General features: G+C 72.7%; 18 protein-coding genes and 1 pseudogene. 10 read left to right on the top strand and 9 right to left on the bottom strand.

Annotation, left to right across the window (positions count from 1 at the left end; translation table 11 throughout):
* Positions 1 to 152 precede the first annotated feature (152 nt).
* Positions 153 to 1166 carry a helix-turn-helix domain-containing protein gene (locus ACFY2B_RS40430; RefSeq protein WP_390768051.1) on the bottom strand — a complete coding sequence of 338 codons (1014 nt, stop codon included), beginning with the start codon at positions 1164 to 1166 and terminating at the stop codon, positions 153 to 155.
* Positions 1167 to 1630: 464 nt separating this feature from the next.
* Positions 1631 to 2422, bottom strand: a complete 792-nt coding sequence (locus ACFY2B_RS40425) for a VOC family protein (protein WP_390768063.1) — start codon at positions 2420 to 2422, stop codon at positions 1631 to 1633.
* A 265-nt stretch (positions 2423 to 2687) separates the two neighbouring features.
* Between ACFY2B_RS40425 and ACFY2B_RS40420 the strand changes: the two genes are divergently transcribed.
* Together ACFY2B_RS40420 and ACFY2B_RS40415 are read left to right on the top strand one after the other, a co-directional pair.
* A complete protein-coding gene (locus ACFY2B_RS40420; protein ID WP_390768050.1) occupies positions 2688 to 2933 on the top strand; it encodes a WhiB family transcriptional regulator in 246 nt (81 codons plus the stop codon).
* A gap of 206 nt (positions 2934 to 3139) precedes the next feature.
* Positions 3140 to 3631 carry a peptidylprolyl isomerase gene (locus tag ACFY2B_RS40415; RefSeq protein WP_390768049.1) on the top strand — a complete coding sequence of 164 codons (492 nt, stop codon included), beginning with the start codon at positions 3140 to 3142 and terminating at the stop codon, positions 3629 to 3631.
* Positions 3632 to 3828: 197 nt separating this feature from the next.
* On the opposite strand, the gene ACFY2B_RS40410 is transcribed toward ACFY2B_RS40415, so the two are convergent.
* The 4 genes and pseudogenes from ACFY2B_RS40410 to ACFY2B_RS40395 form a co-directional block, all read right to left on the bottom strand.
* Positions 3829 to 4803, bottom strand: a complete 975-nt coding sequence (locus ACFY2B_RS40410; protein ID WP_390768048.1) for an acyl-ACP desaturase — start codon at positions 4801 to 4803, stop codon at positions 3829 to 3831.
* A 247-nt stretch (positions 4804 to 5050) separates the two neighbouring features.
* Positions 5051 to 5589, bottom strand: a pseudogene (locus ACFY2B_RS40405) (hypothetical protein).
* Positions 5590 to 5742: 153 nt separating this feature from the next.
* A complete protein-coding gene (locus tag ACFY2B_RS40400; RefSeq protein ID WP_390768047.1) occupies positions 5743 to 7365 on the bottom strand; it encodes an ABC-F family ATP-binding cassette domain-containing protein in 1623 nt (540 codons plus the stop codon).
* A 287-nt stretch (positions 7366 to 7652) separates the two neighbouring features.
* The gene (locus tag ACFY2B_RS40395) at positions 7653 to 8066 is read right to left on the bottom strand and encodes an SsgA family sporulation/cell division regulator (protein ID WP_390768062.1); all 414 of its coding nucleotides are present in this window, start codon (positions 8064 to 8066) and stop codon (positions 7653 to 7655) included.
* 215 nt (positions 8067 to 8281) lie between these two features.
* Here ACFY2B_RS40395 and ACFY2B_RS40390 point away from each other — a divergent pair, with 215 nt between their 5' ends.
* The 3 genes from ACFY2B_RS40390 (at position 8282) to ACFY2B_RS40380 (ending at position 10540) form a co-directional block, all read left to right on the top strand.
* Positions 8282 to 9385, top strand: coding sequence for a WD40/YVTN/BNR-like repeat-containing protein (locus ACFY2B_RS40390; RefSeq protein WP_390768046.1), 1104 nt, complete (start codon positions 8282 to 8284; stop codon positions 9383 to 9385).
* A 74-nt stretch (positions 9386 to 9459) separates the two neighbouring features.
* Entirely contained in the window at positions 9460 to 9786 is a 327-nt protein-coding gene (locus ACFY2B_RS40385; RefSeq protein WP_390768045.1) for a plasmid stabilization protein, read from the top strand.
* Between the two features lie 31 nt (positions 9787 to 9817).
* Positions 9818 to 10540, top strand: coding sequence for an endonuclease V (locus tag ACFY2B_RS40380; RefSeq protein ID WP_390768044.1), 723 nt, complete (start codon positions 9818 to 9820; stop codon positions 10538 to 10540).
* Here ACFY2B_RS40380 and ACFY2B_RS40375 read toward each other — a convergent pair.
* Positions 10489 to 10677 carry a hypothetical protein gene (locus ACFY2B_RS40375; RefSeq protein ID WP_390768043.1) on the bottom strand — a complete coding sequence of 63 codons (189 nt, stop codon included), beginning with the start codon at positions 10675 to 10677 and terminating at the stop codon, positions 10489 to 10491. The two genes, ACFY2B_RS40380 and ACFY2B_RS40375, sit on opposite strands and share 52 nt — an antisense overlap.
* Positions 10678 to 10942: 265 nt before the next feature.
* Here ACFY2B_RS40375 and mmpA point away from each other — a divergent pair, with 265 nt between their 5' ends.
* The 4 genes from mmpA to ACFY2B_RS40355 all read left to right on the top strand — a co-directional run bounded on the left by mmpA (position 10943) and on the right by ACFY2B_RS40355 (position 16119).
* Positions 10943 to 11089: a morphogenic membrane protein MmpA gene (gene mmpA, locus ACFY2B_RS40370; RefSeq protein ID WP_390768042.1), complete on the top strand. Its 147-nt coding sequence runs from the start codon at positions 10943 to 10945 to the stop codon at positions 11087 to 11089.
* A gap of 294 nt (positions 11090 to 11383) precedes the next feature.
* A complete protein-coding gene (locus tag ACFY2B_RS40365) occupies positions 11384 to 12538 on the top strand; it encodes a CaiB/BaiF CoA transferase family protein (RefSeq protein ID WP_390768041.1) in 1155 nt (384 codons plus the stop codon).
* 128 nt (positions 12539 to 12666) lie between these two features.
* A complete protein-coding gene (locus tag ACFY2B_RS40360; protein WP_390768040.1) occupies positions 12667 to 13881 on the top strand; it encodes an acetyl-CoA C-acetyltransferase in 1215 nt (404 codons plus the stop codon).
* A 42-nt stretch (positions 13882 to 13923) separates the two neighbouring features.
* Entirely contained in the window at positions 13924 to 16119 is a 2196-nt protein-coding gene (locus ACFY2B_RS40355) for a 3-hydroxyacyl-CoA dehydrogenase NAD-binding domain-containing protein (RefSeq protein ID WP_390768039.1), read from the top strand.
* 45 nt (positions 16120 to 16164) lie between these two features.
* Here the strand turns inward: ACFY2B_RS40355 and ACFY2B_RS40350 are convergent, their stop codons facing one another.
* The gene (locus ACFY2B_RS40350) at positions 16165 to 16917 is read right to left on the bottom strand and encodes a MerR family transcriptional regulator (RefSeq protein WP_390768038.1); all 753 of its coding nucleotides are present in this window, start codon (positions 16915 to 16917) and stop codon (positions 16165 to 16167) included.
* A 203-nt stretch (positions 16918 to 17120) separates the two neighbouring features.
* Complete coding sequence (locus ACFY2B_RS40345; RefSeq protein ID WP_390768037.1) at positions 17121 to 18608, bottom strand: M1 family metallopeptidase; 1488 nt, start codon at positions 18606 to 18608, stop codon at positions 17121 to 17123.
* A 198-nt stretch (positions 18609 to 18806) separates the two neighbouring features.
* Here ACFY2B_RS40345 and ACFY2B_RS40340 point away from each other — a divergent pair, with 198 nt between their 5' ends.
* The gene (locus ACFY2B_RS40340) at positions 18807 to 20765 is read left to right on the top strand and encodes a Xaa-Pro dipeptidyl-peptidase (protein ID WP_390768036.1); all 1959 of its coding nucleotides are present in this window, start codon (positions 18807 to 18809) and stop codon (positions 20763 to 20765) included.
* The last annotated feature ends 56 nt before the right edge of the window (positions 20766 to 20821 follow it).

Below are 20821 nucleotides of genomic sequence, written 5' to 3'. Positions count from 1 at the left end.
CGGCGCCCCCCCCCCCCCCCGGGGGACACCCGGGGCCCCCCCCCCCCCCGCGGCGTCCCCCCCCCCCCCCCCGGGGCGGGGGGCCCCCCCCCCCGGGGGGGGGGGGCCCCGGGGCCCCGGGGCCCCGGGGCCCCCCCCCCGGCGCTGGGGCACTAGCGGTCCGCCCGTCCCACGCGGTCCTGGGCCGGCGCTGTGACCGGGACCCGCGACGCGGCCGCGTGCCGGTAGTCGCGGGGGGACATCCCGTAGGCGGCGCGGAACGTGCGGCTGAAATGGGCCGGGTCAGGAAAGCCCCAGCGGGACGCGATGGTCTGGATGGAGCGGGAGAGCTGGGCGGAGTCGGCGAGGTCACGGCGGCAGCGTTCCAGGCGGCGCGCACGGATCCACGCGGCGACGCCGACGTCCTCGTCGCGAAAGAGCTGGTACAGACGGCGGACCGAGATCCCGTGGGCGGCTGCGACGGTCTCGGGGCTGAGGCGCGGGTCGGCCAGGTGCCGCTGGATGAAGTCCCGGACGCGCACCTGGAGGGCTCCCTGACCGGACCGGGGGTCCAGCTCCGCGTCGGCTTCCAGCCGGCGGGCGAGGACGGAGGCGAACAGGTCCATGGTGACCGAGGCCAGGGCCGGGCCGGCGGCCGGGGTGTGCTCGGCGGCGTGCGCGGTGAGATCGGCCAGCCAGCGGGCGAACACCCCGCCCATGCCGTGGCGCCCGCTGATCGGGACGGTGAGCAGCTTCCGTACCGTCTTCTCCGGCAGGGGCAGCAGGTCGCGAGGGCATTGCACGGTCATGTGCGACCAACTGCCCGGGCAGTGGTGGACATCGCCGTGGTAGGGGCGGCTGCTGTCCATGAGCACCAGGTCGCCGCGCCGCAGCACCGTGTCGCCCCCGGCCGTGGAGAGGACGCCCGTTCCGTTGGCGAAGTAGTTGACCTGGTACATCTCCGGGTCGGACTGCCGGATCGTCTTCGTCGTCCGCGCGATCCTCAGGTGCGGGTACACCATCGCGGACGCCTGCAACTCCCGCAGGTCGACGATCCGCATCCGGGCCCGGAAGTCGTCCAGTTCCCGGCTGTGCAGTCGGTTGGGCATGTGGGTGCGTGCCGTGGTGTCCTCCCACAGCGCGAACCGCTCCGGCGCCGGAACGATCTCCGTACTGAACTCGGTCACGTGCAAGTCTGCCCCTCAACTCGTGCAGGTGTCGTGGCCGCCCCGTGCAGGTGCTGATGGCCGCGTCCTCGGGTGCTGAACGGCCGAGGGCCACGACGGCGCGGCTGATCGCCGGTGGCGCGCCGTCCGACGTCCGTGCGCCGGCGACGGACGCCTTGTCGTCACAGCCGGCCGGTGTGCGCGTTGTCGGAATGCTCGCAGTACGGAAATCCCGGCAGCAAGGGGTTCCCCCTGTCCCATCGACCCGAACGGTGTCCGGGCTGGTCAGAGCGATGTCCGGCTTGCTCGGCGGGCGGCCGGACAGGTCGGGTACCCGGAGCCGGTCCGCCCGCCGCTTCGCCCGGCGCGGGTCCTGGGCGTCCGGGCGGGCCGGATGCTCGGCATCGCCGTCCGCACGCCGCCGTCTTCCCACGGGTCCGACGACTCCGGAGCGGCTGCCCGGCTCCGGTGCGGCGGACGGTCCCTCACTCCTGCGGGGGCTCGCCCCTGAGCACCGCGAAGCGGGCGCCCTGCGGATCGGCGAGCCGGGCCATCCGGCCGACGCCCTCCACCGTGGTGGCGGGCACCCGGACCGTGCCGCCCAGCTCCAGCGCCCGGGCGACCGCGGCATCGGGATCCGCGACCCCGAAGTACGGCAGCCAGTACGCGCCGGCCGCCGCCTCCGTCGGGTCGTCGGCCAGCGCGACCATCCCGCCGAACATCGCCTCCTCCCCGCCGTCGGCCGGATTGACGCAGGTGTACGTGCCGCCGGGGAAGGGCACGGCCGACGTCTCCAGACCGAGCGTCCGGTGGTAGAACGCGGCAGCCGCGGCGATGTCCGGTGTGTACAGCTCGACCCAGCACAGGGCGCCGGTCTCGCTCGCCATGTCCATGCCCTTGAGATGGCCGGGTTGCCAGACCCCGAACGGTACGCCCGCCCGGTCGACCAGCATCGCCAGCCGGCCCTGCGCCCCCACGTCCATCGGCCGGCAGAACACCTGTCCGTGCGCGCGTTCGGCGGCGTCGGCCGTGGCTTCGGCGTCCTCGCTCCGGAAATACACGGTCCAGGCAGGAGGGCCCTGCTCCGGGGCGATCGGCGCACCCCCCGCGACGGTTCTGCCGTCCAGCTCGAAGAAGCCGTAGCCGCCGGCACCGGGTCCCGCGGGCCGGAAACGCCAGCCGAAGAGACCGCCGTAGAAGGCCGCGGTGCCGTCGAGGTCGGCCGTGCCGACGTCGATCCAGTTGGGGGCGCCGTCGACGAAACGGGTGGTGAGCATCATCGCCCTCCTCGGAAGGGTCCCGTCCTGTGCACAGCCGAGTCTCGCACCGCCCACTGACGATCGCCCGCCGGTCCCGGCCCGCCGGGCGGTCCCGCGGCCACTCGGGGTGACCGGCCAGATCGCGTCGGTGTGCCGCGACTCCCGCGCGCCGCCGTGCGCCATGGTCCGCCCGCGGAGCATCATCGGGACGACCGGAGGCCCCGGGCATGGCGTTGAGCCGGCATTGAGCGAACGTTTTTCGCCGGACGGCACGATCCTGGCCATGCACTTCGATTCGATCACTTCGCCCGACCTCGCCTGGCAGGAGGGGGCGTTGTGCGCACAGACCGGGGCCGACTTCTTCTTCCCCGAGCCCGGCAGTTCCGTGCGCGAGGCGAAGCGGATCTGCGGCCTGTGCCCGATCCGCTCCGCGTGCCTGGAGTACGCGCTGGACCACGACGAGCGGTTCGGCGTCTGGGGCGGCCTGTCGGAGAAGGAACGGCTGGAGCTGCGGCGCACACCCCACTGAACGGTGGGGACGCGGACAGACCGGCGCGCTTTTGGCCCCGTCCACGCCCCGGCCCCGGCTCCCTCCCCGCCGGGCGGGCCGGGGATTCCGCTCGTCGCCCGCTCCACCTCGTACGACCGCGTGCACGGGGCGCCGTCGTACGAGGCGGAGCGGGCCGGCCGACCGTAGTCGCAAGGCGGTCACCGGCGGACGATAGATTGGCGGCCATGAGTGAGAACGTGTACTTCGACATCACGATCGACGAGCAGCCCGCCGGCCGGATCGTGTTCCGGCTCTTCGACGACGTGGTGCCCCGCACCGCTGAGAACTTCCGGCAGCTCGCCACCGGCAAGCCCGGCTTCGGCTACGCCGGATCGGTGTTCCACCGGGTGATCCCCAGCTTCATGCTGCAGGGCGGCGACTTCACCGAGGGCAACGGAACCGGCGGCAAGAGCATCTACGGCGGTACCTTCGAGGACGAGAACTTCACCCTCAAGCACGACCGTCCCTACCTGCTGAGCATGGCGAACAGGGGGCCGAACACCAACGGCTCGCAGTTCTTCGTCACCACGATCGTCACCGACTGGCTCGATGGCAAGCACGTCGTCTTCGGCGAGGTGGCCGAGGGGCAGCAGATCGTGGACAAGATCGAGAGCCTCGGCACCCAGAACGGCCGGACCACGGCGACGGTCAAGATCGCCGACAGCGGGGTCTGCTGAGCCGGCGCCGGCCGGCCGGATTCCTGGCGGCGCCGTCGGCCGGCCGACGGCGCCCGCCCCACCGTGACGAGCCCGGGCGCGTGGTGGGGGAAACTCCGCACGGGTCCCGGCACACAGCCGGGTGACCTCGCACGGGCAGGGGCGCACCGTGAGTCCGGTGCGCCTCGGGGGGTCCGCTCTGCCTCGGGTGCCGCGGCTCAGACGACGGCGCGTGCCGCCATGCGGGCCTTGCGCGCGGCCAGCCGCTCGTCGAACTTCGCGGCCTCCGCGTCCAGCCCGCCCATGAACATCCCGATCTCCTCCTGCGCCTGACGCCCCTTCGGACCGAGCCCGTCCAGCTCCAGGACCTTCAGGAAGCGCAGCACGGGCTGGAGCACGTCGTCGTGGTGGATACGCAGGTTGTAGACCTCGCCGATGGCCATCTGGGCGGCGGCGCGTTCGAAGCCGGGGATGCCGTGACCGGGCATGCGGAAGTCCACCACGACGTCCCGGACCGACTGCATGGTCAGGTCGGGCGCGAGTTCGAAGGCCGCCTTCAGCAGGTTGCGGTAGAAGACCATGTGGAGGTTCTCGTCGGTCGCGATCCGGGCCAGCATCCGGTCGCAGACCGGATCACCCGACTGGTGACCGGTGTTGCGGTGCGAGATGCGGGTTGCCAGCTCCTGGAAGGCGACGTACGCGATCGAGTGCAGCATGGAGTGCCGGTTGTCCGACTGGAAGCCCTCGCTCATGTGGGTCATCCGGAACTGCTCCAGCTTGTCCGGGTCGACCGCGCGGGAGGCGAGCAGGTAGTCGCGCATCACGATGCCGTGCCGGCCCTCTTCGGCCGTCCAGCGGTGCACCCAGGTGCCCCAGGCGCCGTCCCGGCCGAACAGCGTGGCGATCTCGTGGTGGTAGCTCGGCAGGTTGTCCTCGGTCAGCAGGTTCACCACGAGCGCGGTCCGGCCGATCTCGGTGACCTTGGACTGCTCCTTGCTCCAGACCTCGCCGTCCGGGAAGAAACCGGGGAAGTTGCGTCCGTCGCTCCACGGTACGTACTCGTGCGGCATCCAGTCCCGGGTGACCTTCAGATGGCGATCGAGTTCCTTTTCGACCACTTCCTCCAGGGCGTACAGCAGCCGTGCATCGGTCCACACGGACGGGCTGCCGAGGTGGGGAGGGGTGATCGTCACAGGAACTCCAGGGGGACGACGGGCGCATGGGGGAAGAACAACGAGAACCGGCGAGCGGTGCCGGAAACCTACGCGATCGTAGGCTACGAGACCGTAGGTTACGAAGCCGTAGGTTAAGTGTGGCGTAAACAAGTGCTGTTCAGCGGCGTCTCAGCGGTAGGAGCGAGCATACGGCGCGGGTGCGGTTCCCGGCACCGGCGCTGGTCCGCGGCCCGTGGTCCTGAGCCGGCGACGGCAGGAGCCGCCGTCAGGTGTACAAATCCCGCAACCGCACCGAGAGGCACGTCACACAGCCCTCCGGCTTCTCGTACTCGCCGATGTCCACCGGCACCACTTCGTGGCCCGGCTCGGTGAGCAACTCCCGTGTCCTCGGCGCGCCGGCGCCCATCGGCAGTTTGTCGCCGCCGAGCAGCACGACGTGCGCGCCGGACTCCTCGGGCACCGACAGGAAGCGGGGGAAGAGGGCGGGCCGGTCCACGTGCGGGACGTGCCCGAGCACCGTGCCGTCGGGCAGGGCGGTGACCGCGGACTTCAGGTGCAGCACCTTGCCCACCGGCACGGCGGCCACACGGGCGCCCAAGGGTTCGAGGACCGCCCGCAATTGCCGCACACCGGCCGCGTCGGTGCGTCCGCCCCGGCCCAACCGTGCGCGCGCAGCGTCCCCACGTATGCCTCCTCCTGCTCGACGGCCAGGTCCACGTCCACCTCCCGCCGTTCGGCATGGGTCACCGGACCGTCGGCGAGGCGCGGGCCGGGGCGGCGGACGAGAGCCTTCTTGCCGGGCACGGCTGATCTCCGTGGCGGCGGGCGGCGTCGGTGCCCTTCACGCGGCGCCGGTCCGCCATCATGCGGGGCGGGGCGACACCCGGAACATCCCCCGGCGCAGGGCCGTGGGGTGCGCCGCGTGCCGCCCCGGCCTGCGGGCCGCATGCCGTGGCGCTAGACGGGGTCCCCGACCGCTTCCGGCGTGGTCTCCTTCAGTTCGCCGTCCTCCAGGAGCAGCCAGCGGGTGATGCCGGCCGACTTCAGGAACGGCAGGTCGTGACTGGCCACCAGCAGGGCCCCCTCGTACGACTCCAGGGCCGTGGTCAGCTGCCGCACGCTCGCCATGTCCAGGTTGTTCGTCGGCTCGTCGAGCATGAGGAGCTGCGGCGCGGGCTCCGCGAGCATCAGCGCGGCCAGGGCGGCCCGGAAGCGTTCCCCGCCGGACAGGGTCGCCGCCTTCCGGTCGGCCCGGGCGCCGCGGAACAGGAACCGGGCCAGCCGGGCGCGGATCCGGTTGCCGGTGGCGTCCGGCGCGAACCGGGCCACGTTCTCGGCGACGGTCAGCCCGCCGGCGAGGACGTCCAGCCGCTGCGGCAGGAAGCGCAGCGGTACGTGCGCCGTCGCCTCGCCCGCCACCGGAGCCAGTTCACCGGCGACGGTGCGCAGCAGCGTCGTCTTGCCCGCGCCGTTGCGTCCGACCAGCGCGATCCGCTCCGCCCCGCGCACGTCGAGGCCGCCGATGCGCGCTCCGTACCTCAGCTCCAGATTCCGCAGGGTGAGGACGTCACGGCCCGGCGGCACGGCCGTGTACGGCAGGTCGACGCGGATCTCGTCGTCGTCCCGTACGGCCTCCGCGGCCTCGTCGAGCCGCTCCCTGGCCTCGGACAGCCGTTCCTCGTGCAGGATGCGGTGCTTGCCCGCGGACTCCTGCGCCGCGCGTCTGCGCGCCCCCATGACAATCTTCGGTTCGCGTTTCTGCTCGAACATCTTCTGCCCGTACCGCTTGCGGCGGGCCAGTTTGACCTGGGCGTCGGCCAGTTCGCGCCGCTGCTTGCGGACGTCGGCCTCGGCCACGCGCACCATGCGCTCGGCGGCCTCCTGTTCGGCGGCGAGCGCCGCCTCGTACGCCGTGAAGTCACCGCCGTACCAGGTGATCCGTCCGGCGCGCAGATCGGCGATCTGGTCGACCAGGCCGAGGAGTTCCCGGTCGTGGCTGACCACGACCAGCACACCCGGCCAGGAGGCGACGGCCGCGTACAGCCGCCTGCGCGCGTACAGGTCGAGATTGTTGGTGGGCTCGTCGAGCAGCAGCGCGTCCGGCCGGCGCAGCAGCAGCGCGGCCAGCCGCAGCAGCACCGACTCGCCGCCGGAGACCTCGCCGACGGTACGGTCCAGACCGATGCGGCCCAGGCCGAGTTCGCCCAGGGTGGCGACCGCGCGCTCCTCGACGTCCCAGTCGTCGCCGACCGCCTCGAAGTGCTCCTCGGAGGCGTCGCCCGCCTCGATGGCGTGCAGGGCGGCCCGCCGGGCGGCGATCCCCAGGGCCTCGTCGACGCGCAGCGCGGTGTCGAGCGTGACGTTCTGCGGGAGGTAGCCGATCTCGCCGGTCACCCGGACGGTGCCGGCGGAGGGGGTGAGGTCGCCGGCGAGCAGCTTCAGCAGGGTCGACTTCCCTGATCCGTTGACGCCCACGAGCCCGGTGCGGCCTGCGGCGAAGGCGGCGTCGAGACCGTCGAGGACGGGGGTGCCGTCGGGCCAGGCGAAGGACAGGGAGGTGCAGGTGAGGGAAGGTGACATGGGGGCCTCGCGGTTGCTTGGTGCGGTCAGGGCAAACGCGTGTCGAGGCACCGCTGGGCGGCAACCGGGGACCGGGGCCATGAAAAATCGCCTGTGCCCAAGGACGGCTCGGACGCCGAGGTCGCACGCAGACGCACACCTCACGGGTGTGACGCGGTGTCTCAGGACCTCAGACGAGCAACGTCCTTCTCCCATCGACGGCAACAGGACCACTCAGCACCGTACGAGGGGGTCCGGCGGCTGTCAACGCGATTTCGGACCGCCGCGAGGCTGTGCGGCGGCGGCCGTCAGGGGCGGCGCATCAGCTCGGCCAGATCGCGGTCGAGGTCGAGTTGGAGGTGTTCCAGGCCGAGCGGCACCAGATCGCTGGTGGCCCGGAGGAACCGGCGGATCTCACCCGAGCGGACGTGCACGATCGCCGTGCCCTCGCTGGCGTGGAACTCCAGGACGGTGCGGTCGTACCCGTACGGCCGCACCCGCACGTCGCCGCTGCCCTCGCTGCCGTGCAGGCCGGCCACGAGGAGGTCCCGGGCGAAGGTCCAGCAGACCTCCACGCCCTCCAGGGTCGCCGGGCCCGGGAAGGTCATGCACACGGCGAACGGATCGCGCCGGTCGTAGCGCAGCGTGGCGGGAAAGCTCTGCATGCGCGGGGCGGCGGCGACGAGGCGGGCCTCTACGGGCTGCTCGATGACGATGGACAACGCCTTGCTCCCTCGTGACGGCTGGACCAACGTGCGGGTGGTCACCCTGGCACTGGAAGAGACGACGAAACGGCCGCTTCCGTGCACACGCGTTTCGAGTGACCTCTGTCACCGCATCCATGCCTGCGCCTTCGGTGGCGCGCCGGTCCGGACCTGTGCGCGGGAGTGTCCCGGGCCCTGGACGGGGGCGGGGGAGTGGGCTAGCTTCGCCCGCCATGAGGCGCTTGGGGAGCACGCGACGCAGGGGACGTACGAGTCGAGTGGTGGCCGCGGGGGTGGCCTGCGGGGCGGCGCTGGCCGCGCTCACCGTCGGACCCGCCGAGGCCCGGCCGCTCGATCACGGCGCCCCTCACTGGGAACTCAAGGACACCGGCACCCCCGCGGTCCGCTTCCGCGGTCTGTCGGCCGTGAACCGCCGCACGGCCTGGCTGGCCGGCACCGGCGGCACCGTGCTGCGCACCACGGACGGCGGGGCGAGCTGGCGGAACGTCTCTCCGCCGGGCGCGGACGGCCTGGAGTTCCGCGACGTCGAGGCGTTCGACGCGCACCGCGCCGTGGTGCTGGCCATCGGCGAGGGCGAGGCGTCCCGCGTCTACCGCACCGACGACGGCGGCGTCACCTGGACGGAGTCCTTCCGCAACACCGACCCGAAGTCCTTCTACGACTGCCTCGCCTTCTTCGACCGCCGCCACGGCCTCGCGATGAGCGACCCGGTGGACGGCAGGTTCCGCATCCTCTCCACCTCCGACGGCGGGCACAGCTGGCGGGTGCTGCCGGCCGCCGGCATGCCGCCCGCCCTGGACGGCGAGGCGGGCTTCGCGGCCAGTGGGCAGTGCCTGGTGACGTCCGGGTCCGCGGACGTCTGGCTGGCCACGGGCGGCGGCGCCCGAGCGCGCGTGCTGCACTCCGCCGACCGCGGACTGACCTGGACCGCCGCCGGCACACCGCTGCCGGCGGGCGACCCGGCCCGCGGGGTCTTCGCCCTCGCCTTCCGGGACCGCACCCACGGCCTCGCCGTCGGCGGCGACTACCGCCCGGACCGGCCCTCGCCCCGGGCGGCGGCCGGCACTTACGACGCCGGACGGACCTGGCGGCCCGCCGCCACGGCTCCGCCCGCCTACCGCTCCGGCGTCGCCTGGCTCCCGCACAGCCGCACCGCGGCCCTCGCCGTCGGCCCGACCGGCACCGACCTGACGACCGACGCCGGCCGTACCTGGCGGACCATCGACACCGGCTCGTACGACACGGTGACCTGCACCCCTGACCTGAGCTGCTGGGCGGCGGGGGAGCAGGGGCGGGTGGCACGCCTGGAGAGCTGACGCCGGAGCGCGGATCCCGGGTACTCGGCGACGGCACCCGACACGATGCCGAGCGTGAGAGGAAGTGAGCGGTCGTGCCACGGGGTTCGAGTCCCAAGCGGGAGCGGCAGTACGAGCACATCAGGCAGAGCGAGCTGGACCGCGGTGCGAGCAGGCGACGCGCCGAGGAGATCGCCGCCAGGACCGTGAACAAGGAGCGTGCCCGCACGGGCGAGTCGAGGACCGCGAGCCGCGTCTCGCTCCAGGACATGTCCTCCGGCCGGCGCGGCGGCCTGCGCTCGGGCAAGGGCCCGCAGGGGCCCACCTACGACCAGCTCTACGAGGAGGCCAGGCGGCGCGGCATCCACGGCCGCTCGGACATGAACAAGGACCAGCTGCGACGGGCCCTCGGCGACCTGTGATCCCGGGCCGCCCCGTAGGCTCGTCCGCACCATGACGACCGTAGCGCTGCCCGAGAACTGGCCCGTGACCGAGGAACAGGCGCGCGCGGTGCAGGACGCGCTGCGGGGCCGGGTGGTGCTGGACGAGCCCGGCCCGCCGCCCGGGACGGGCCGGGTGACCGGGGTCGACGTCGCCTACGACGACGGGCGCGACCTCGTCGCGGCCGCGGCCGTCACGCTGGACGCGGCCACCCTGGAGGTGGTCGCCGAGGCGACCGCCGTCGGCCCGGTGGCCTTTCCGTACGTGCCGGGGCTGCTGGCCTTCCGTGAGATCCCCGCCGTGCTGGCCGCGCTCGACGCGCTGCCCGGCCCGCCCGGCACGGTCGTCTGCGACGGCTACGGGCTGGCCCATCCGCGCCGCTTCGGGCTCGCGAGCCACCTCGGCGTGCTCACCGGCCTGCCCACGATCGGCGTCGCCAAGAACCCGTTCACCTTCGCCCACGACGACCCGGCACCGGGCCGCGGCAGCGCCACCCCGCTGCGCGCGGGCGACGACGAGGTCGGCCGCGCCCTGCGCACGCGGGACGCCGTCAAGCCGGTCTTCGTCTCCGTCGGCCACCGGATGAGCCTGGACAACGCCTGCGCCCATACGCTCGCGCTCACCGCGGGTTTCCGGCTCCCGGAGACGACCCGCCGGGCGGACGCGCTGTGCCGCCGGGCGCTTCAGGAGGCGACGATCCGCCACTCCCCGACCTCGCGGTACCCGGAGTCGTAGACAGCCGAGCCGTCTCCGGGTTCGAGCGCGTAGTGACCGAGGTTTCCGCCCCAGTAGCGCAGGATCCGGCCCAGCTCCGCCGCCCGGTCGACGGCGGCCGCCGTGTCGTCGACCGTGACCTCCAGAACGAACTTCACGTTTCCCCTCCTTGGACCTCAAACCTTGGGCTTCCATTGTTTCATTCAAGTGGTTGTTGGCACTTTTCCGAACGGAACCCCGGTAGCAGCGTCGCCGCCCTCCGGAAAGTCTCAAACGGAGGGAGAGGATGGGCGCGACGGGGACGGTGGTTGCGCCGCCGTCCGTACGCACGGTCCGCATCCGCGGTCGCGGCCGTGCCGCGGATGCGCCGTCTGAGTACCTGTACGGATGTGGCTCCGCCTTTCGACCGGCAGGCTGGGCCCCATGACGACACCTCCCTGCCCGCGGCCGGTGCCGCGGCGTCCCCGTCCCGCCGGACGTGCCGCGGCCCTCGCGCTGGCCCTCGCCGTCCTGGCGGGCCTCGCCTGGACGGCCGGAATGATCTACACCCTGGCCGGCTGGGTCCGATGACGACCCGTCCTGGACGGCGGGAGTCAGCCGGAGGGTGATCCCGGCGCCGGCGTTCCCCGGGCCTGCCGTCCTTCGTCGCCGCGGCAGGGCCGACCGCACCCCGCCGGCCCTTGGCCGAACCCGGCGCCCACGCCGATCCCGGCGCACCGCCCTCGTGTGCGGCCGGTCGTGGCGACGCACGGGTGACTATGGGTAACTTGGCCGAGCGCTTGGCCCTCCGGCCTTGTGCGCGGTGGAACGTGTTCCTAGCATCGATGGTGTTACATCGTTTGTGTCACATCGACTGGGGGCCGCATGACGACGGCAAAGACGCCGACGAAGGGACACGGCCCGCTCACGGGGCTGCGCGTGGTCGAACTGGCCGGTATCGGACCCGGCCCGTTCGCCGCCATGCTCCTCGCCGACCTGGGCGCCGACGTCGTCCGCGTGGACCGGCCCGGGACTCCCGGGCTCGCCGTCGATCCGGCCCACGACGTCACCAACCGCAACAAGCGCTCCGTGGTCGTCGACCTGAAGTCCGCCGACGGCCCGGCCCGCGTCCTCGACCTGGCCGAACGGGCGGACATCCTGATCGAGGGCTTCCGGCCGGGCGTGGCCGAACGGCTCGGCGTCGGGCCCGAGGACTGCCACGCCCGCAACCCACGACTGGTCTACGGGCGGATGACCGGCTGGGGACAGGACGGTCCGCTCGCCGACCGCGCCGGCCACGACGTGGCGTACATCGCCGTCACCGGCGCCCTCGGCATGATCGGCGCCCCGGACGAGCCGCCCCCGGTCCCCGCCAACCTGGTCGGGGACTACGCGGGCGGCTCCCTCTACCTGGTCGTCGGCGTGCTCGCCGCCCTCCACCACGTACGCGAGACCGGCGCGGGCCAGGTCGTCGACGCCGCCATCGTCGACGGCACCGCGCATCTCACCGCGATGATCCACGGCATGCTGGCCGCCGGCGGCTGGCAGGACCGGCGGGCCGCCAACCTGCTGGACGGCGGCTGCCCGTACTACGGCACCTACGAGACCGCCGACGGCGGGTACCTGGCGGTCGGCGCCCTTGAACAGCAGTTCTACGAGGAGTTCCTGCGGCTGCTCGGCCTGGACGAGCTGATCCCGGCCCGCAAGGACCGGACCCGATGGGGTGAACTGCGCGAGCGGATCGCCGCCCGTTTCAAGTCCCGTACCCGCGACGAGTGGACGGCCGTCTTCGCGGGCTCCGACGCGTGCGTGGCGCCCGTCCTGTCGCTGCGCGAGGCCCCGCACCACCCGCACCTCGCCGCCCGCGGCACCTTCACCGACCACGCCGGCATCACCCAGCCGGCCCCGGCGCCCAGGTTCTCCGCGACCCCGACCGCGGTCCGCTCCGGCCCCGCCCGGCCCGGGGCGGACACCGCGGACGTGGCGCACGACTGGAACGTGCCCGGCTTGCTCTGCGCCCCCGGCGGGGACGACGCATGATGGAACCGCCTTCCCCCTAGCCGTGCCCGGCGGACCCATCGCGCACCGGACCACAGCGGACCGGCCCTGACTCCCCCCGCGCAGCCCGAACTCCCCTCGCTCCGCAACCCTCGTGGAAAGGCCCCTCAGTGAGCACCGAAGCGTACGTGTACGACGCGATCCGCACCCCGCGCGGACGCGGCAAGGCGAACGGCGCCCTGCACGGCACGAAGCCCATCGACCTGGTCGTCGGCCTCATCCACGAGATCCGCGCCCGCTTCCCCGGCCTCGACCCGGCGGCGATCGACGACATCGTGCTCGGCGTCGTCGGCCCGGTCGGCGACCAGGGCTCGGACATCGCCCGGATCGCCGCCGTAGCGGCCGGACTGCCGGACACGGTGGCGGGCGTGCAGGAGAACCGCTTCTGTGCCTCCGGTCTTGAGGCGGTGAACATGGCCGCCGCCAAGATCCGTTCCGGCTGGGAGGACCTGGTGCTCGCGGGCGGCGTCGAGTCGATGTCCCGGGTGCCGATGGCCTCGGACGGCGGCGCCTGGTTCAACGACCCGATGACCAACCTCGCCGTCAACTTCGTCCCGCAGGGCATCAGCGCCGACCTGATCGCCACCATCGAGGGCTTCTCCCGGCGCGACGTCGACGAGTACGCCGCGCTCTCCCAGGAACGCGCGGCCACCGCCTGGAAGGAGGGCCGCTTCGAGCGTTCCGTGGTCCCGGTCAGGGACCGCAGCGGCCTGGTCGTCCTCGACCACGACGAGCACCCGCGGCCCGGCACCACCGCCGACTCGCTCGCCAAGCTGAAGCCGTCCTTCGCGGACATCGGCGACCTCGCCGGCTTCGACGCCGTGGCGCTCCAGCGGTACCACTGGGTCGAGAAGATCGACCACGTCCACCACGCGGGCAACTCCTCCGGCATCGTCGACGGCGCCGCGCTCGTCGCCATCGGCTCCAAGGAGGCCGGTGAGCACAACGGACTCACCCCGCGCGCCCGGATCGTCTCCGCGGCCGTCTCCGGCTCCGAGCCCACCATCATGCTCACCGGACCCGCGCCCGCCACCCGCAAGGCGCTCGCCCGGGCCGGGCTGACCATCGACGACATCGACCTCGTCGAGATCAACGAGGCGTTCGCGGCCGTCGTCCTGCGCTTCGTGAAGGACATGGGCCTCACCCTGGACAAGGTCAACGTCAACGGCGGCGCCATCGCCCTGGGCCATCCGCTCGGCGCCACCGGAGCGATGATCCTCGGCACCCTCGTCGACGAACTGGAACGCCAGGACAAGCGCTACGGCCTCGCCACGCTGTGCGTGGGCGGCGGCATGGGCATCGCCACGATCGTCGAACGCATCTGACCTCCCCAGCGGCAGACTTCCCGACTTCTACGGAGACCCCTCATGACCACGAGCACCACCATCCGCTGGGAACAGGACGACACCGGCGTCGTCACGCTCGTCCTCGACGACCCCGACCAGTCCGCCAACACCATGAACCAGGCGTTCCGGGAGTCGCTGGCCGCGATCACCGACCGTCTGGAGGCCGAGCGCGACTCGATCCGCGGCGTCATCCTCACCTCCGCCAAGAAGACCTTCTTCGCGGGCGGCGACCTGCGCGACCTGATCCGGGTCACGCCCGGGACCGCCCAGGAACTCTTCGACGGCGGCATGGCGATCAAGCGCAACCTGCGCCGCATCGAGACCCTCGGCAAGCCGGTCGTCGCGGCGCTGGGCGGCGCCGCCCTCGGCGGCGGTTACGAGATCGCTCTCGCCTGCCACCACCGCATCGCCCTCGACACACCCGGTTCGAAGATCGGCTGCCCCGAGGTCACCCTCGGCCTGCTGCCCGGAGGCGGCGGCGTCGTCCGCACCGTACGGCTGCTCGGCATTACCGACGCACTGCTGAAGGTGCTCCTCCAGGGCACCCAGTACAACCCGCGGCGCGCGCTGGAGAACGGTTTGATCGACGACGTCGCGGGCACCCCCGAGGAGATGCTGGCCAAGGCGCGCGCGTTTATCGACGCCCACCCCGAGTCACAGCAGCCCTGGGACAGGCCCGGCTACCGCATCCCGGGCGGCACCCCGGCCAACCCGAAGTTCGCGGCCAACCTGCCCGCCTTCCCGGCCAGCCTGCGCAAGCAGACGAACGGCGCCCCCTACCCGGCCCCGCGGGGCATCCTCGCCGCCGCGGTCGAGTCCTCCCAGGTGGACTTCGCCACCGCCGAGGTCGTCGAGGCCCGCTACTTCGTGGAACTGGCCGCCGGGCAGACGGCGAAGAACATGATCCAGGCGTTCTTCTTCGACCTCCAGGCCGTCAACTCCGGCGCCAACCGGCCCCGGGACATCGAGCCCCGCCGGGTCCGCAGGGCGGCCGTGCTCGGTGCCGGGATGATGGGCGCGGGCATCGCCTACGCGTGCGCCCGCGCGGGCATCGACGTCGTCCTGAAGGACGTCTCCCCCGAGGCGGCCGCCAACGGCAAGGGCTACTCCGAGAAACTGTGCGCCAAGGCCGTCGCCAAGGGCCGTAGCACCCAGGAGAAGGCCGACGCACTGCTCGCCCGCATCACGCCCACCGCCGAAGTGGCCGACCTCGCGGGCTGTGACGCGGTGATCGAGGCCGTCTTCGAGGACACCGCGCTCAAGCACAAGGTCTTCCAGGAGATCGAGAGCGTCGTCGCGCCCGACGCGCTGCTGTGCTCCAACACCTCCACCCTGCCCATCACCGCGCTCGCCGAGGGCGTCCAGCGGCAGGCCGACTTCATCGGGCTGCACTTCTTCTCGCCGGTCGACAAGATGCCGCTCGTCGAGATCATCAAGGGCGAGCGCACCGGCGAGGAGGCCCTTGCCCGCGCCTTCGACCTGGTCCGGCAGATCAACAAGACGCCGATCGTCGTGAACGACTCACGCGGCTTCTTCACCTCCCGCGTCATCGGCCACTTCATCAATGAGGGCGTGGCGATGGTCGCCGAGGGCATCGAGCCCGCCTCCGTCGAGCAGGCGGCGGCGCAGGCGGGCTACCCGGCGAAGGTGCTCTCCCTGATGGACGAGCTGACCCTCACCCTGCCCCGCAAGATCCGCACTGAGTCGAGGCGGGCCGTCGAGGAGGCGGGCGGCACCTGGACGCCGCACCCCGCCGAGGCCGTCATCGACCGCATGGTCGACGAGTTCGGCCGCACCGGCCGCAGCGGCGGCGCCGGGTTCTACGACTACGACGCGGACGGCCGGCGCACCGGACTGTGGCCGGGGCTGCGCGAGCACTTCACCCGGCCCGGCCATCGGATCCCCTTCGGTGACATGCAGGAGCGCATGCTGTTCGCCGAGGCGCTGGACACCGTACGGCTGCTCGAGGAGGGCGTGCTGACATCGGTCGCCGACGCCAACATCGGCTCGATCTTCGGCATCGGCTTCCCCGGCTGGACCGGCGGTGTCCTCCAGTACATCAACGGCTACGAGGGCGGCGCCGGGACGGGCACCGGGCCGGCCGGCTTCGTCGCCCGCGCGCGTGAACTCGCCGCGCGCTACGGCGAGCGGTTCACCCCGCCCGCCCTGCTGGTCGAGAAGGCCGAGAAGGGGGAGGTCTTCACCGACGCCCGCTGAGGGCGGCGGCACCGCGGTGGGGCGGCTCTCCCCGGGGGCCGCCCGTCAGGAGGATCCGGACGGCCCGGACGGTCCGTTCGCCGGCCGGGACGGCCCCGGCGCCTGTTCGTCCCCCAGCCAGACCCGCAGCTCCTCCTTCAGGGACCGCTGGAAGGCCGTCAGCAGGGCCTGGACGACCAGCGGCTGCATATGGGCGGACAGCGAGCGCACGTCGCGGGCGTCGCGCTCCGCCACCTCGTCGCGCAGCAGCCGCGACATCTCGTGCGCCGCCGCGCGGGCGTGCTCCAGCAGGACGCCGCGGGCGGCGAGGATCGACTCCTGCGACAGCGGCACGTCGAGCAGTTCGACACCGAGCCTGAGCAGCCCGAGGTCGACCCGGAACGCGTCCCCGGCCCGCTCGACGACGTCCATCGCCGTCAGCCGGTCCAGATCACCCTCGTCCAGCGGACGCCCCGCCCGGCGCTCCAGTTCCGCGCGGGTGAGGGTCCGCGCCGCGTCCGGGGCCCACGAGGACACCACCGCGCGGTGCACGGCCAGGTCGCGCGCGGTCAGATCAGGCGGCAGCCGGTGCATATAGCGCTCGATCGCGGCCAGCGTCATGCCCTGGCGCTGCAACTCCTCGATCAGCGCGAGCCGCGCGAGGTGACCCGGCCCGTAGTGACCCACCCTGCGCGGCCCGATCACCGGGGGCGGCAGCAGGCCCTTGGTGCTGTAGAAGCGGACCGTGCGGACCGTGACGCCGGCCCGCGCGGCCAGCTCGTCGATGGTGAGGGGCGGCTCCTCGGCGTCGGTCGTCATGTGCAGCAGTATCGCTGTCCCACCACCACGGTGAAACCGCGTGGGGGCCTCGGCTGCTTTCGTTCCAGTGGTCATCGCAACACCCCTGCTCAAGGGGCGCGGGGGACTGCGGGTCCCCCTGTTCGAGCGAGACGAGAAGGGCGGTGACCAGCCACGGCGCACCCGCGGACGGGGATCGGCGGATCACGCCCCCCGTGGAGCGCTCAGCGCGCGTCGTTCGTCGCCGCGATCTTCTTCCACGACCTCGGCCGGACGGGAGCGGCCTTGGTCTCGGCGACGGCCGCGGCGCGCGCCGCGGGCGCGGCCGGCCTGACCGGCTGGAACAGCCAGGTGTCGAACAGCGCGGCCAGCGGCTTCCCGGACACCTGCTCGGCGTACTTCTGGAAGTCCGCCACGGACGCGTTGCCGTACGCGTGCTCCTTCGGCCAGCCCTTCAGGACGGCGAAGAACGCGTCGTCGCCGATCTCGTTGCGCAGCGCCTGGATGGCCAGCGCGCCCCGGTCGTACACGGCGGTGTCGAACTGGTTGTCCGGGCCGGGGTCGCCGGGCGCCACCGTCCAGAACGGGTCGTCGGCCGGGTGCGAGGCGTACGTGTAGTCCGCCAGTTCCTGCGCGGTGCCCTCGCCCTCGTGCTCGGACCACAGCCACTGCGCGTACCGGGCGAAGCCCTCGTTGATCCAGATGTCCTTCCAGTCCTTCAGCGACACCGAGTCGCCGTACCACTGGTGGGCCAGCTCGTGCACGACCACCGAGGTGTTGGAGCCGTTCGCGAACTGCTTCGGGCTGTAGAACACCCGGGTCTGCGTCTCCAGTGCGTAGCTGGTGGTCGTGTTGGGCACATAGCCGCCGGCCGAGGCGAACGGGTACGGGCCGAAGTACCCGCTCAGCCAGTCGACGACCTCCCCGGTCCGCTCCACGCTCGCCCGGGCCGCCCCGTCGTTGTCCCCGAGGTCCTTGCTGTAGGCGTTGACGACCGGGACCCCGCCCTCGGAGGTGCTGGTCGTGATGTCGAACCTGCCGACCGCGAGCGTGGTCAGATAGGTGGCCTGCGGCTTGTTCTGGCGCCAGGTGTAGCGGGTCCAGCCGAGTCTGGAACTGGTCGACTGGAGCGTGCCGTTGGAGATGGCCTGGGTGCCGTCCGGCACGGCCACCGACACGTCGTAGGTGGCCTTGTCGAGCGGATGGTCGTTGCTCGGGTACCACCACCAGGCGGCCTCGGGCTCGTCCGCGGCGACGGCGCCGTCCGGGGTGCGGTGCCAGGTCGAGAACCCGTACGCGGTCTTCGTGGACGGCACTCCGCTGTAGCGGACCACGACCGTGATCGGCGTGCCCTTCGCCAGCGGCGTCTTCGGGGTGATCTGCAACTCGTGCTCGCCGGAGGTCGCGAAGGCGGCCTTGGCGCCGTTGACCCGGACCTCGCTCACGTCCAGCAGGAAGTCCAGGTCGAAGCGGGACAGGTCCTGCGTGGTCCGGGCCAGGATCGTCGCCGTGCCGTCGAGTTCGTCCGTCGCGGGCTGGTACTGCAGCCGCAGGTCGTAGTGGGAGACGTCGTAACCGCCGTTGCCGTAGTACGGGTAGTAGGGGTCGCCGATGCCCGGAGCGCCGGGGGTGTAGCTCGCGGCCGACGCCGGTACCGCCAGCAGGAGGGAGGCCGCTGCGAGCGCGCCCGGCGCGAAGATTCTGCGGTGCACGAGAACTCCAAGTCGTAGGGGCACCAAGTCTGTTCGAAGCCTATTCAGTCCCGCCGCCCCCTGACGTGTCCACGGCCCCCGCTGTCACACGATCGCCATTCGGCCGTCATGACCCGGCCCGTGCCACGCGTGCGTTCCGGCCGGCCGTGCCCCACGTGTCCTCTTCTTCACGGGAGTTGGCCGGGGTACCGTCCGCGCATGCCGAAACGTATGCGCTTCACGATCTGGAGACCGCTCGCGGCAGCCGCCGTCGTCGCCCTGACGGCCGCCTTCCTCACTCCGACGGCCCAGGCCGCCACCGGCCCGGCAGCCCGGGAGAGCCGGCCGGCCTACTCCTACGCGAACGCCGTCCGCGAGGCCGTCTGGGTGGACACCGGCCTCGACGCCGACGGAGACGGACACACCGACCGGGTCGCCGCCGACATCGTCCGGCCCCGCGAACCCGCCCAGCAAGGCCGCAGGATCCCCGTCATCATGGACGCGAGCCCCTACTACTCGTGCTGCGGGCGCGGTAACGAGAGCCAGCTGAAGACGTACGACGCCCAGGGCCGCGTCGTCCAGATGCCGCTCTTCTACGACAACTACTTCGTGCCGCGCGGCTACGCCGTCGTGGGCGTCGACCTCGCCGGCACCAACCGCTCCGACGGATGCGTCGACGTCGGCGGACGCTCCGACATCCGGTCCGCCAAGGCCGTGATCGACTGGCTGAACGGCCGCGCCAGGGCCTACACCAGCCGCACCGGCACCACCACCGTCACCGCGGACTGGAGCAACGGCAGAACCGGCATGATCGGCAAGAGCTGGGACGGCACCATCGCCAACGGCGTGGCCGCCACCGGCGTCGAGGGACTTCGGACGATCGTCCCGATCAGCGCGATCTCCTCCTGGTACGACTACTACTTCGCCCAGGGCGCGCCGCTGTACGACTCCGGACCCGACTGGCTGGCCGGCGCCGTCGAGAGCGACGACGCCCTCGGCCGGTGCGCCGCCGTGCAGCGCGCCCTCGTCGACGGCGCCCCGCGCACCGGCGACTGGACCGGGCTGTGGAGCGAACGGGACTACGTCAAGGACGCCGGCAAGGTCCGGGCCAGCGTCTTCCTCGTGCACGGCATGCAGGACCTGAACGTCCGCACCAAGAACTTCGGCCAGTGGTGGGACGCCCTCGCCGCGCACGGCGTCGAGCGCAAGATCTGGCTCTCCCAGACCGGCCACGTCGACCCCTTCGACTTCCGGCGCGGAGCCTGGGCGGACACCCTGCACCGCTGGTTCGACCACGAACTCCTCGGCTACGACAACGGGATCGACCGCGAGCCGATGGCCGACATCGAACGCCGGCCCGACCAGTGGGTCACCTCCGCGCTCTGGCCGCCGCGCGACACCGGCACCACCACCCTGCGGCCCGCCGCGGGCGACCTGCCGGGCGTCGGCACACTCGGCCTGCGCCCCGGCCACGGCACCGAGAGCTTCACCGACGACCCGGGGCTGAGCGAGACCGACTGGGCCGCGGCGATCGGCAGGTCCACCGCCGACAAGGCCGGGTTCGTCACCGGTCCGCTCGTCCGCGACCTGCGTCTGTCCGGGTCCTCCGCGGTGACCGTGACCGCCACCCCGACCACCCCGACGGCCCATCTGTCCGCCGTCCTCGTCGACCTCGGCCCCGACACCGTCCGGGACTACGCCGATTCGGGCGAGGGCATCACCACCGGCACCGACCGGGACTGCTGGGGCGAGAGCACACCGGGCGACAGCGCCTGCTTCAAGCAGACCCGGGCGAAGACGACCTCCGTCGGCTACACGGTCCTCAGCCGCGGCTGGGCCGACCTCGGCACCTACGCCGACAGCGGCAAGGGCGTCCCGCTCACTCCGGGCAGGGCGTACACGATCACGCTCGACCTGGCCGCGACCGACCATGTCGTCCCCGCGGGCCACCGCCTGGCGCTGATCGTCGCGGGCACCGACAGGGGCCTCATCGATCCGCCGGCCGACACGCCCACGCTCACCCTGGACCTGGCCCGTACGTCCGCCCGGGTACCGCTGGTCGGCGGCACGGCCGCGTTCGCCCGCGCCACCTCGGGCGCGCCCTCCACCGCACCCGGGACCACGGCCCTGCCCGGCGTCCGGGCGCCGCACGCCGTACAGCGCGTCCCGGCGAGCTGACCGGGGGAGGGGCGGCCGGGTCCGGCCCGGCCGCCCCACCGTCGCCCGGCTGCCCC

This window comes from Streptomyces sp. NPDC001270 (assembly GCF_042896695.1).
Classification (GTDB): domain Bacteria; phylum Actinomycetota; class Actinomycetes; order Streptomycetales; family Streptomycetaceae; genus Streptomyces.
Note: the sequence above shows the minus strand (reverse complement) of the source record. Positions and strands in the feature narration are given on the sequence as shown.

What these genes read in the sequence shown, in the direction of transcription:
- ACFY2B_RS40425 (WP_390768063.1), bottom strand. Translation starts at nt 2,422, where the DNA reads ATGCTCACCACCCGTTTCGTCGACGGCGCCCCCAACTGGATCGACGTC.
- ACFY2B_RS40420 (WP_390768050.1), top strand. Translation starts at nt 2,688, where the DNA reads ATGCACTTCGATTCGATCACTTCGCCCGACCTCGCCTGGCAGGAGGGG.
- ACFY2B_RS40415 (WP_390768049.1), top strand. Translation starts at nt 3,140, where the DNA reads ATGAGTGAGAACGTGTACTTCGACATCACGATCGACGAGCAGCCCGCC.
- ACFY2B_RS40400 (WP_390768047.1), bottom strand. Translation starts at nt 7,365, where the DNA reads ATGTCACCTTCCCTCACCTGCACCTCCCTGTCCTTCGCCTGGCCCGAC.
- ACFY2B_RS40390 (WP_390768046.1), top strand. Translation starts at nt 8,282, where the DNA reads ATGAGGCGCTTGGGGAGCACGCGACGCAGGGGACGTACGAGTCGAGTG.
- ACFY2B_RS40380 (WP_390768044.1), top strand. Translation starts at nt 9,818, where the DNA reads ATGACGACCGTAGCGCTGCCCGAGAACTGGCCCGTGACCGAGGAACAG.
- mmpA (WP_390768042.1), top strand. Translation starts at nt 10,943, where the DNA reads ATGACGACACCTCCCTGCCCGCGGCCGGTGCCGCGGCGTCCCCGTCCC.
- ACFY2B_RS40365 (WP_390768041.1), top strand. Translation starts at nt 11,384, where the DNA reads ATGACGACGGCAAAGACGCCGACGAAGGGACACGGCCCGCTCACGGGG.
- ACFY2B_RS40355 (WP_390768039.1), top strand. Translation starts at nt 13,924, where the DNA reads ATGACCACGAGCACCACCATCCGCTGGGAACAGGACGACACCGGCGTC.
- ACFY2B_RS40350 (WP_390768038.1), bottom strand. Translation starts at nt 16,917, where the DNA reads ATGACGACCGACGCCGAGGAGCCGCCCCTCACCATCGACGAGCTGGCC.
- ACFY2B_RS40340 (WP_390768036.1), top strand. Translation starts at nt 18,807, where the DNA reads ATGCCGAAACGTATGCGCTTCACGATCTGGAGACCGCTCGCGGCAGCC.